The 11307-nt window shown below is 69.5% G+C and carries 10 protein-coding genes and 1 pseudogene; 4 read left to right on the top strand and 7 right to left on the bottom strand.

Annotated features, from left to right (window positions below):
* Window positions 1-29: 29 nt before the first annotated feature.
* The 4 genes and pseudogenes from H343_RS28435 to H343_RS0102365 all read right to left on the bottom strand — a co-directional run bounded on the left by H343_RS28435 (window position 30) and on the right by H343_RS0102365 (window position 4917).
* Window positions 30-1412 (bottom strand): hypothetical protein, encoded by a 1383-nt coding sequence (locus H343_RS28435; RefSeq protein ID WP_037901866.1) that lies wholly within the window; start codon window positions 1410-1412, stop codon window positions 30-32.
* 258 nt (window positions 1413-1670) lie between these two features.
* A pseudogene (locus H343_RS28430) lies at window positions 1671-3143 on the bottom strand (ISL3 family transposase).
* Window positions 3144-3357: 214 nt separating this feature from the next.
* A complete protein-coding gene (locus H343_RS0102370) occupies window positions 3358-3660 on the bottom strand; it encodes a hypothetical protein (protein WP_158679497.1) in 303 nt (100 codons plus the stop codon).
* Between the two features lie 306 nt (window positions 3661-3966).
* Window positions 3967-4917, bottom strand: coding sequence for a helix-turn-helix transcriptional regulator (locus H343_RS0102365; RefSeq protein ID WP_028429833.1), 951 nt, complete (start codon window positions 4915-4917; stop codon window positions 3967-3969).
* Window positions 4918-4979: 62 nt separating this feature from the next.
* Between H343_RS0102365 and H343_RS0102360 the strand changes: the two genes are divergently transcribed.
* The 4 genes from H343_RS0102360 to H343_RS0102345 all read left to right on the top strand — a co-directional run bounded on the left by H343_RS0102360 (window position 4980) and on the right by H343_RS0102345 (window position 8921).
* On the top strand, window positions 4980-7226 hold the full coding sequence (locus H343_RS0102360; protein ID WP_028429832.1) for an ATP-binding cassette domain-containing protein: 2247 nt from the start codon (window positions 4980-4982) through the stop codon (window positions 7224-7226).
* A gap of 233 nt (window positions 7227-7459) precedes the next feature.
* Window positions 7460-7798, top strand: a complete 339-nt coding sequence (locus tag H343_RS0102355) for a metalloregulator ArsR/SmtB family transcription factor (RefSeq protein WP_028429831.1) — start codon at window positions 7460-7462, stop codon at window positions 7796-7798.
* Window positions 7795-8271: an SRPBCC domain-containing protein gene (locus H343_RS0102350; protein ID WP_028429830.1), complete on the top strand. Its 477-nt coding sequence runs from the start codon at window positions 7795-7797 to the stop codon at window positions 8269-8271. The genes H343_RS0102355 and H343_RS0102350 overlap by 4 nt, the downstream gene beginning before the upstream one ends.
* Window positions 8268-8921, top strand: a complete 654-nt coding sequence (locus H343_RS0102345; RefSeq protein WP_028429829.1) for a dihydrofolate reductase family protein — start codon at window positions 8268-8270, stop codon at window positions 8919-8921. The genes H343_RS0102350 and H343_RS0102345 overlap by 4 nt, the downstream gene beginning before the upstream one ends.
* Before the next feature lie 70 nt (window positions 8922-8991).
* On the opposite strand, the gene H343_RS0102340 is transcribed toward H343_RS0102345, so the two are convergent.
* From H343_RS0102340 to H343_RS0102330, 3 genes are all read right to left on the bottom strand, one after another.
* The gene (locus H343_RS0102340; RefSeq protein WP_028429828.1) at window positions 8992-10149 is read right to left on the bottom strand and encodes an NAD(P)/FAD-dependent oxidoreductase; all 1158 of its coding nucleotides are present in this window, start codon (window positions 10147-10149) and stop codon (window positions 8992-8994) included.
* Between the two features lie 166 nt (window positions 10150-10315).
* Window positions 10316-10591 (bottom strand): helix-turn-helix domain-containing protein, encoded by a 276-nt coding sequence (locus H343_RS0102335; protein ID WP_028429827.1) that lies wholly within the window; start codon window positions 10589-10591, stop codon window positions 10316-10318.
* Window positions 10591-11082, bottom strand: coding sequence for a DUF2975 domain-containing protein (locus H343_RS0102330; RefSeq protein WP_028429826.1), 492 nt, complete (start codon window positions 11080-11082; stop codon window positions 10591-10593). The genes H343_RS0102335 and H343_RS0102330 overlap by 1 nt, the downstream gene beginning before the upstream one ends.
* Between the last annotated feature and the right edge of the window lie 225 nt (window positions 11083-11307).

The following is an 11307-nucleotide window of genomic DNA, read 5'->3' as shown; positions in this document are numbered from 1 at the left end:
TTCTCGTTCCCGACCGGCATGGCTGGGAGTCAGGTGCCGATCCTTCGGCGACGTGCTCGCCGCACTTCGGGCAGCAACTGCATCGCCATAACAGTGCCGTCCTCTCGGATTGAGACGGGGCCGTTGTACTCGTCCTTGCCTTGGGCTGAGCGCCAAGTGGACCGGAGAGCGTGCGCCTCGCGTCGGTACCCCTCAACGTCTCCGTCGTGGAGATGCTTGAACAGGCCCGCTGCGAGTCCGGAGAACGCCTCCACGCGCCTACCGTTTAGCCGGAAGACGTGGTCTGTGCCGATGAACCGGATTCCGCGGATCTCCGGATCGATGTCCTGGACGATCCCGGTCCCGGCGTGGGTAAAACCTTTGAAGTGGCGCTGTCCCTGACGCTTGGTCAGGTACTGCGCGGTGGGTTCCCCGCCACCCGTGAACGCCATCAGCCCGGCCGCTGCCGCCCTGAGTAGTGCTCGCCGGAACCAGGCGTTGTCGTCCGGAAGCACCTGGAAGCCGCTCACGCGCTGCTCGTCACCACCGTCGGCGGGGATGCGCACGTCGGGATAGATGTTCCGATCCTCAAGGCTCTGATTGGCATCCGTCCCGGCGCCCTCTGGCGCCACGTGCAAGGTGCCGTCGCCAGGAGCGGTCAGGACATGGATGGTTATGCCGCCCTGACCGAGAAGCTCCGTCGAGGTGACTATGCAAGGCGTCTGCCCCCACGGCCCCATATGCACCGCCTCGACCTGAGCCGACGCGTTCGCTAGCTGGGTGAACGCATATGAGGTCTTTCCGTGGCTGCCCTTGCACGCGACAGGGAACACCCTCGACGGCTCCCCTGGCTTCCAGGCCTCCAGGAAGAAGTCCGGACGCAGTCGGACCCAGTCGCGCCGCTTGACATCCTTACCCACCAACGCCCACCCGGCCTGCAGCGCGATTCCCGCGTCGACGACCGACACCGAATGATCCGGGTACCACTTCCGCACGAGGCGCTCAGCCAGGGCGAGGGCGAAGCCGAGGCCCAACTCCCCCGATTGCACCGTCTTGTAGTGACGGGCAGGGTTAAGACCCTCCTCCGAGACAGCCATGTAGTGTCCGGAACTACCCTCCAACGCTTGGCAGTACTTCAGGCAGCCCCAATGTTCGGCCAGCCCTCGCCCTGCTCCCTGCCGGGCCAGCACGGTCGCGCGCCCCAAGGCGTGCAGTACCTCCCACGGCGTCAGCTTGACCGAAAGCCCTATCTCGTTAGCAGAGAGTCCGCGCAGCCCCGGCTTCCGCCGCAGCGGCTCACGCTTGTCTTCCCTCCGCTGCTCGTCATCCTTCGCAGCGGCGGACGCCACGGCTCCGCTCAGCGCGGCGTTCGAATTCACCTGCACATTCCAGGGCTTCGTCAGATCATTCAGTACCTCTGCTGCGTCCTTCACCGTGTTCCCCCCTGCGGCGAGCGATCGCGCGTACAACAAGGGCGAGACGCTAACGGTGCCGCAAGGGGCGCACACAAGGGCGCAGTGCTGCACAGCGGCGGAAACAAGGCCATCCCAGGACTGCTCTGCCAGCCGCTCTTTGATGATCAGTTCGTCCTCGGACGCCGGCTCTCCACAGCCCGCCGCTGACCAACCAATAACCGCAGATCAACCGTTCGTTGGGCTCTGTCTCACTTGCGGTGGTGATGGAGAGCGAAGTCATCCCAGGAGGATGCGGTGGCGGAGCAGGGGAAATCCGGCCCGGCCGTACATCTGTCGCTTGATCAGCTTCGTTTTGTTGTTGACGCCTTCGGTGCCGCCGTTGTGATATGCCCTGGTCAGGGCGGCGTTCACGGCGGCGCGGTCTCGTTCGAGACCGCGGGTGAAGGCGTGCAGGTGGGGCAGGTGCTCGGCCTGCGCGGTGGTGATCCACGCGCTGAGTTGCTCGGCGTTCCCCTCGGCGGGCCTCAGCAGTGCGGCAAAGGCGCTGATCAGCCTGGCGAGGGCAGATACTTCCGGGCAGGCGGTGGCAGCGGCCTCGATCCGTTCCCGCTGGTGTTCCTTGCGGTGATCGGGGTGGGTAAGGAGGTAGCGGGCGAGGCGACGCGGGGACAGCGCGGGGCGTTCAGCTTCGACGCGTCCCTGGTTGATGTACTTGTGGAGCAGGTTGGAACTCCCGCGATAGCCGAGTTCTTTGATCTCCCGCAACAGGTGCAGGACGGGCACGGCCGGGTCTTCCTCGCGTCGCTGCCGTAGATGATCTCGGTAGGGGTCCACCAGAGTGGGCCGGTACTTGGGGGCACGGATGAGGCGCTCCGGCTCGGTGACACGGTCGTAGCGCTTGACCGTGTTCAACGACAGGTTCAGCCGGCGTGCGCATTCCAGCAGGCCGACTCCACATTTGCGCAGGTCATGGACTTGATGCCATCGCTGACGGGTCGTGGTGGCCTGCACGCCCTCGCGGGGTGGCGGGCCGCTGCCAGATGTGCCACCGGTCACCAACCTGTGTCGCCTCGGGCAGTGCCCGGCGGATCGCCTCGGCGTAGGCGGCCGAGCCGTCCCGGCACACGGTCTCGACGCCCGGATGCTCACGCAGCCACCCTTCCAGCGCCTCGACGGTGCGGCCGGGCAACACGTCGACACGTTCACAGGTCTCGACGTCGATCAGGACGGTGGCGTAGTTGTGGCGGCGGCGCAGGGCGAAGTCGTCCCCCAGAACCCGGGGCACCGGCCTCTCGGGTATCGGCAGTTGCATCAGTGCGCGCGCAGGGCGGTGTGCCGAGAGACGACTACAGCCAGTACGGACAGTGCCCGGGAACCGGCCCGGCCCGCTAACTCCCGCACCACGGCCCCCACCTGCGCGGACAGTCGCGGTGTGCGGCGCTGATAGCGCTCCAGGACCCCGGGGAGCTGTTCCCGAAACGTCTGGCGACAGCCCAGGGTCGGGCAGACCAACCGGCGCACCCACACCCTGACCACGATTCGCCGGGCGTCAACGGGAACGTCCACGACGGTCCGTGCGTGATACCCATGCACCCGGCCCGACCGAGCCCCGCAGTCCGGGCAGGGAGCCGTACCGCACGGCGTCCGCGCCCGCACCAGTATCCGCCGACCCTCATCCAGCACATCCTCGATGACCAGCGGAGACAACCCTGAAAACACCGTACTCACAAGCTCGTTGATGTCATGCATACAACATCAACGAAGCCCATCGCTCTCCGTCACCACCGCAAGTGAGACAGAGCCGTTCGTTGGACACACCCGAAAGTGCCAGTTCAGAGGCCCCGTTCCATGATCGGAACGGGGCCTCTGGCGTGCGTACGGGAGCGAAGTACAGCAACTCGAACGATCGCCGGTGTCCGTCACGGTGCCCGCTGGTCCATGCCCCCGTCGGCTGACCGCCCGGTCACTGTGGCGGCTTGCGCTCGTTCAGGGCGCGCTGCTGGTTGATCATCATTGCCTGCATGGTCGCGAGTTCGGCCTGCTGCAGCTGTTCCCGCTTCCGCTGGCTGCGCCGGATCAGCCGGTACGGGATCAAGAAGACGTCGAAGAGCAGCAGGATGACCGCGTACCAAACCGTGACGAGAACCCAGCCGAGCAGAATGGCGATGATGCCCAGGGTCCAGGCAAGCCACGCCGCCCACGGTCCGTTCGCGCCCACGCGTTTGATCCGGGCCGAAATCCTTCGGGTAATCCCGACGTAGCTCAACGGGGCGGCGTACGACCTCTTCGAGAGCGCAGGCGATTCAGGGAAGAGGCCCCCTTGCTCTGGCTGCGGCGGTGCGTCAACCGCCTGCCCCTGCTGGGAGCGCGGGGGAGACTGCGTGGCACGCTCTGATTCGGCAGGCCGTCGGGCAGCCGCTGGCGCTGGGAAGTGCTTTGTGTCAGACACGGCGCACACCTTCTTGTACTTACATGTACCAGTATGCCTCTGTTTGCGCTCGAACGGGGTGCGAGGTAGAGGCATGTGCGCAGGCTGAGAGGCCCAGCCGGTCCGCGAACCACCGCCGGGCAGTCAGGAGCGTCCAAGGCGGGCGCCGAAGTGCCGCAGGGCCGTGCGGAGTTCCCCGGGTTCCTCGACGGTGACGTCGGCGTCGAGGAAGGCGAGCGCAGGCAGCAGCCACTGCCAGGAATCCAGCATCAGCACGGCGCGGGTCCCGCTTTCCCCGGCCGCCGTGAGGTCGACGTCCTGGCGGGTGAACGCGTCGGCCACCTGCGCGACGGGGGCGTCGATGGTCAGCACCACGCGCTGCCGGTCACGGCCGATGCCCTCCCGGAGGTAGTCGATGCCGGTCTCTGCAGGCAGCGGTCGCAGCGTGAACGTGCGGGTGCGCACCCGCAGTTCGGCGACGCGGTCGAGACGGAAGACGCGCCAGTCCTCCTTGTCGGTGTCCCAGCCCAGCAGGTACCAGCGCTGATGCAGGTGGATGTGACGGTGCGGCTCGACCTCGCGGGTGGTGGCCTTCCCGTCCGCCCCGACGTAGTGGAACGTCACGAGCCGCTCGTGCGCGATCGCCTCGGCGAGCGAGCTGAGGGTCTCCGCGCTCGTGCTGGGGGCGGGTGTCGGCATCGTCTCCAGGCTGGCGCGCAGCGCGGACGCGCGGGGACGCAGCCGTCTGGGCAGGTACTGGTCCACATTGCCGTAGGCGCGGATCGCCGCATCGTCGATGCTGCCCTCGCTCGCGCTGCCGGTCGCGCCGAGCGCGGCCAGGCCCAGGAGCGTGGCGATGGCCTCGTCGTCGTCGAGCACCAGCGGCGGCATGGCCTGACCGGCGGCGAGCCGGTAGTAGCCGCCCGGGCCCGGCTGGGTCTCGACCGGGTATCCGTGGCCGCGCAGCCGGCCGATGTCGCGCCGCAGTGTGCGCGGGGGAACGTTCAGCCGGGCCGCCAGTTCCTCACCGGAGAACTTCTTTCCCGACTGCAACATCACCAGCAGTGCGAGGGTCCGCTGCGTCACGTCTGCCACGAGTGCAGTCTGCCAAGAATTGCGGCCTTTTTCCGGCCACATCACCTCCTAGGGTCCTGGTCATGACGCACGACAGCATCCGGATTCGCGAAGCTCGTACCCATAACCTGCGGCACCTCGACGTCGATGTGCCCCGCGCGCAGGTCGTGGTCTTCGTCGGCGTCTCCGGCTCGGGCAAGTCGTCGCTGGTCTTCGACACGATCGCCGCCGAGGCCGGCTGTCAGCTCAACGAGACCTACCCGCCCTACGTCCGCAACCGTCTGCCGAAACGGGCCCGCCCCGAGGTCGCGCACATCGAGGGGCTCTCCCCGGTGGTGGTGGTCGACCAACGGCGGCTGGGCGGCAACGTCCGCTCCACGGTCGGCACGGTCACCGACATCTGGACCTACCTGCGGCTGCTGTTCTCCCGGTCGAGCACTCCGCACGTCGGCGAGGCCACCCGCTTCTCCTTCAACGACCCGTCCGGCATGTGCACCGCCTGCTCGGGCCTCGGCGAGGTCGTGGCCAGCGCCGTGGACCGGTTCACCGACCCGGACAAGTCGCTGAGGGAGGGCGCCGTGCTGCTGCCCGGGTTCGCCGCCGGCGGCTACTGGTACTCCAAGTTCGCCGACATCGGGTTGTTCCCGCTCGACACGCCGCTGCGCGACTGGAGCCCGGACGAGCGGGACGCGCTGCTGTACGGCAAGGGGGCCTCGGGAGCAGTGGCGGAGAAGCTGCCCGAGGACTACCAGGGCATGGTCGAGCGGTTCGAGCGCATCCATCTGCGCGGCTCCGAGGAGATGTCCGAACGCAAGAAGAGGACGCTCACCGCGTTCACGCGCTCCGAGGAGTGCCCGGAGTGCCGCGGGGACCGGCTGCGCGAGGAGAGCCGGAGCGCCACCGTGCTCGGCCGCACCATCGGTGAGATGGCGCGGATGGAGGTCAGCGAGCTCGCGGAGCGGGTGCAGGGGGTGAGAGACGCGAGCGTCGCGCCGGTCGTCTCGGCGCTGACGGACCGGCTCCGGGCGATGGTCACCATCGGGCTGGGCTACCTCCACCTCGGCCGCGGCACCACGACGCTCTCCGGCGGCGAGTCACAGCGGATCAAGACGCTCCGGCACCTGGGCAGCAGCCTCACCGAGATGATCTACGTCTTCGACGAGCCCACCGTCGGGCTCCACCCCCACGACGTCTCCTCCATGACAGAGCTGCTGCGGCAGCTGCGGGACAAGGGCAACTGCGTCCTGGTCGTCGAGCACGATCCCGCGGTCATGGCCGTCGCCGACCAGGTCATCGAGGTCGGACCCGGAGCGGGCGAGCAGGGAGGCACGCTGGTGTACCAGGGCTCCTTCGACGGGCTGTGCCGGGCGGGGACGGCCACGGCGGCCGCACTGAGGCAGCACCGGCCCGTGAAGGACGAACCGCGCACGCCGAGGGGGCGCATCACGCTGGCCGGCGCCACGCGCAACAACCTCAGGAACGTCACCGCGGACATCCCCACGGGTGTGATGACCGTGCTCACCGGCGTGGCCGGCTCCGGCAAGAGCAGCCTGGCGGGCGAACTGGCCGACCGGCACGACTGCGTCGTCATCGACCAGAAGCCGGTCACCGCCAACCGCCGTTCGACCCCCGTCACCTACACCGGGATCGCCTTCCCCGTCCGCAAGCTCTTCGCCCGCCGCAACGGCGTCACGGCCGGCCTGTTCAGCGCCAATTCCGAGGGTGCCTGCCCGGACTGCAAGGGCCTCGGGACCGTGAGCACCGACCTGGCCTTCATGGAGGAACAGGAGACGGTCTGCGAGACCTGCCAGGGGCGCCGCTTCACGCCCGAGGTTCTGCGGTACACGGTGGACGGGCTCTCGATCGCCGACATCGACGACCTCACCGTCAGCGAGGCCGTCCGCCGGCTCCCGGACCGCGCGATCGCCGGGGCGCTGCGCCACCTCGACGAAGTCGGGCTCGGGTATCTCCGCCTCGGCCAGCCGCTGACGACCCTCTCCGGAGGCGAGTGCCAGCGTGTGAAGATCGCCAAGGAGCTCCGCGAGTCCGCCGCCGATACCCTCTACGTCCTCGACGAGCCCACCACCGGCCTGCACCTCCAGGACATCGACACCCTGCTGGGTCTGCTCGACGGCCTGGTCGACCAGGGGCACACGGTCGTGGTGATCGAGCACAACCTCGATGTCGTCCGGCGCGCCGACTGGATGCTCGATCTGGGCCCCGGCCCCGGCAAGCACGGCGGGCAGATCCTCTACCAGGGCCCCGTCGCCGGCGTCACCGGCACGGCCACCGCCGAGGCGCTGCGCGGGGACCGCCCGGCGGGCCGCTGACACCTCCACGGTGGTCGCTCTCCCCGGCGGTGCGCTGCCTCGGGGGCGACAGCCGCTGCCCGCAGGGAGGATTTGAGCGCCGGCAGCCGGTCGGGGTCTGCGGTCGGGGTCTGCCGTCGGGGTCTGCGGTCCGGGTCTGCGGTCCGGGCCCGTCCGTACGTTCGCGGGCGCCCGTCGGCCCGCTACGCGGTCGGCCCTTGCACCTGCCATTGCCCGGCGCAATACTTAGCCACATGGCACAGTATTCGGCGCAACTGGACGGCGTGTTCGTCGCCCTCGCCGACCCGACCCGGCGCGCCGTGGTCCGCCGCCTCGGCCGCGGACCCACGAGTGTCGGCGACCTCGCCCGCGAGTTCCCGATGACTCTCCCCTCGTTCATGAAGCACGTGCGGACCCTCGAATCGAACGGGCTCATCCGCACCGTCAAGTCCGGCCGTGTGCGCACCTGCGAGCTCAACCGCGAGCGCCTCGGCCTCGTCGGCGACTGGCTCGCGGAGCAGCGCCGGATATGGGAGGAGCGCACCGACCGACTCGAACAGTTCGTCACCGACCCGGAGGAGAACAGTCAGTGAATCCCGACCTCGACCTTTGCCTGGAGCGGATCATCCGCGCCCCGCGCGCCACCGTGTGGAGAGCGTGGACCGATCCGTCCCGGCTTGAGCAGTGGTGGGTCCCGGCTCCGTCCCGCTGCCGGGTGGACCGCCTGGAGCTGCGGCCCGGCGGGGCGTTCACGACGCGGCTGAGCGACGACGGGGCCGAGTTCGTCCCGCACCTGGACGCATGCTTCCTCGCCGTCGACGAACTGCGGCGGATCGTGTTCACCAACGCGGTCGACGGCACATGGCGTCCCGCGCATCCCGTCCCGGTCGCGATGACCGCCACGGTCACGCTGAGCGATCACCCGGACGGCACCGACTACCGGATGGTCGTCCGGCACGGTGATCCGGAGGCGCGCGCCCGTCACGAGGAGCTCGGCTTCGCCGAGGGCTGGGGGTCGGTCGCCGGCCAGTTGGCCGCGCTCGCCGAGAGCACGGCCGGGAGATGAAGATCGCCCTCACCGCGTTCGTCACGCTCGACGGGGTCAGCCAGGGGCCCGGTTCACAGGACGAGGACACCAGCGGCGGTTTCACCGGTGGCGGCTGGCTCGTGCCCCATATCGACGCGACGTTCGTCCAGCGCGCCTCCAACTGGCTCGACCTCGCCGACGGTCTGCTGCTCGGCCGGCGCACCTACGAGGCGTTCGCGCGTGACTGGCCGGAGATCACCGACCCGCACGACCCGTTCACCGAGCGGATGAACACGCTGCCGAAGTACGTCGTCTCGAACACCCTCGGAACGGGGACCTGGAACCCCACGACCGTGCTCAGGGGCGACGCGGTCGAGGCAGTCGCCCCTCTCAGGGCACGACCGGGACGGGAACTGCAGATCCACGGCAGCGCCCGCCTGGGCGACGCGCTCCTGACGGCGGGCCTGGTCGACACGCTCCGCCTCGTGGTCGCGCCCACCGTGCTGCGGACCGGGCGGCGCCTTCTGTCCGGACCGGGCGCCCCGTCCGGTCTCCGCCTGGTCCACCACGAGGCGACACCGAACGGTCTGCTCCTCCTGGAATACGGGACAGCAGGCCGAGCGCCCCGTGGCGAGTACGAGGGCGTCGCCGCCTTCGTCGAGGATCGGGGACCGGCGGCCAGGGGGTGACCCGTTGGTGAGGCGGTGCGGCGAGTTCGGTGGGAGGACGGAAGTCATCGCCACGGGCAGGTGGTGGGATTCACCTGCGCGCGGGGTCGGGGAAGGACCTGTCGCCGAAGAGGACCCGGCTTGCCGCCGCCTTGCCGAGCGGTGTGCGCAGCAGGGTGAACGCCGCCGCTGCCGTGGCCGGCGTCCGTACCTGGGCCAGTCCCCGGCGCAGCATGAGGCGTCCGCGGAACCGGGTGCGCAGCGCGGCGCCGTCGTAGCCGGTCATCGTGTCCGGTTTTCCGGTGCGCAGTGCGTCGTCGATCACCTCCGCCGCGAGTTCCGACTGCCGCAGGCACGGGTCCAGGCCGCCGGCGGTGAGCGGGGAGACCGCGCCTGCCGCGTCCCCCACGAGAAGCCCTTCGGCGCAACTGATCCTGCGCAGCAGGCCACCGACGGGGATGGGGCCCGCGCGCCGCTCCACCGTTCCGGGGCGTTCGACGCCGGTGAGTCCGGGCGCCGAGTCGCTGAACCGTTCCACGGCCCTGCGAAGTCCGTCCGGGTAGCGGTCGGCATAGCCTGCGACGCCGACATGGGCGTGCTTCCCGTCGTTGACCACCCAGGCCAGGTATCCGGGGGCCAGCGAGGGGTCGAGTACGCAGTGGAACGTCGGCGGCTCGTCGCTTCCGGGCAGTTCGTAGACCTCTTCGGCGCCGATGATCAGGTGGTGGTTGCGGTCGAGATCGAGGTCACGGGCGACTCTTGAGCGGGCTCCGTCAGCGCCGACGACGAAGCGGGCCCGGACCACGGTCGGTCTGTCGCGGCCTGCCAGGAGGAAGCTGTCGCCGTGCCGTCCGGCGTAGCGCGTGCCCAGCCTCACCCGTACGCCGGCGTCGGTCGCGGCGGCGGCAGATGCTTCGTAGAGCGGCGCCATGTCGCCCACCCGGTACTCGTCGCGGGGGCTGGTGAGGCTGACCGGGCGGCGCAGGCCGGGCGGGTAGAGGATCACGCGCCGGATCGGTGGTCCGAGGCAGTCGGGGGGCAGTGGGAAGTCGTCGAGTGTCTTCCGTACGAAGATTCCCGTGGTGCGGATCGCGTCGGCGAGGCTGGTCCGGCGCTCGGCCAGGAGCACGTCGTGGCCCTGGCGGGCGAGGAGCGTGGCGGTGTTCAGCCCGGCCAGTCCGGCGCCGACCACCAGTACGTCGGCGCTGTCCGTGACTCCGTGCCCGTGGGAGAGGTCGGCTGTGGTCATGTGGCGTGCCCTGTCCCTCGGGAGTCCGTCATCGGTGCGCGGCAGGAACCGGCCGGCGCCGGGTGGTGCGACGGCGTCCGGGACCGCGCGGGTGAGTGGTGTGGACGCCGCCGGCCGGCGAGGTGACCGGTGACGGTGTGCGGGGGCCCGCCCACCGGGGCTGCGGTCACCACGGCGAGGATCCGGCCGGGGCGGATTCTCCGGATCCGTGTGCCGTCCGCTCCCCGTCCTCGGGGTTCTCGGGCTCCCAGCGCAGCAGGTCTCCGGGCTGACACTCGAGCACCGCGCAGAGCGCGGCGAGCGTGGTGAAGCGCACCGCCTTGGCGCGGCCGTTCTTGAGCACCGCCAGGTTGGCGGGTGTGATCCCCACCCGGTCCGCCAGTTCGCCCACGGACATCTTCCGCCTGGCCAGCATCACGTCGATGTCGACGGCGATCGGCATCAGATCACCTCGGCCAGTTCGGCCCCCAGCCGCGACGCTTCGACGTCGCGTGCGAGGGCCTGGGCGAGCAGCATCCGCAGCACCAGCACGATGAGCGCGACGCCGAAGACCGCCAGGGAGATCCCGCCCAGCAGAGCCACGACACCCGGGGGTACGGCCTCGCCCGGCGCCAGGACCACCCCGAGCGCGAACACCAGCAGCGCGGCCGTCACGAAAGCGCCGATCACGACGTGGACGTAGCGGAACGCGGCGTGGGAGAAGACAGTTCCGCGCCGCACCATCGTGACCAACCGCCATACGCCGAACAGGACGACCTGCACCGTGACGACGAACAGGAGCATGATCACCAGGGTCGGAGTGCGGTGGTCCGCGGGGACGCTGTCCTGCATGGCGCCCGTCAGCATCGCCGCCATCACCGCCTGGACGAACACCGATCCGGCGAGCAAGGCCACCATCACGGCGCGCAGCGCAAGCACTGTCAGTTTTCCCATCATCACTCCCGTCGTCGAATAGCAATAGAAATCTATTGAGTATCGATAGGAATGGCAAGTCCGTCCTGCTGCATGAGGCCGGGATGTGCCGCTCGACCCCGCGGCGAGCTGCCCCGCCGCGGCCGGGATGGGGCCGGGGCACGGGCGGTCGCCCGAGGAGGAGATCACTCGGCGGCGTACTGCCGGTGCAGTACGCAAGACCCACCCTCGGGCGGACGTTTTGCC

The sequence above is a fragment of the Streptomyces sp. TAA204 genome (assembly GCF_000424965.1).
This window is presented reverse-complemented; position numbering and strand designations above follow the sequence as displayed.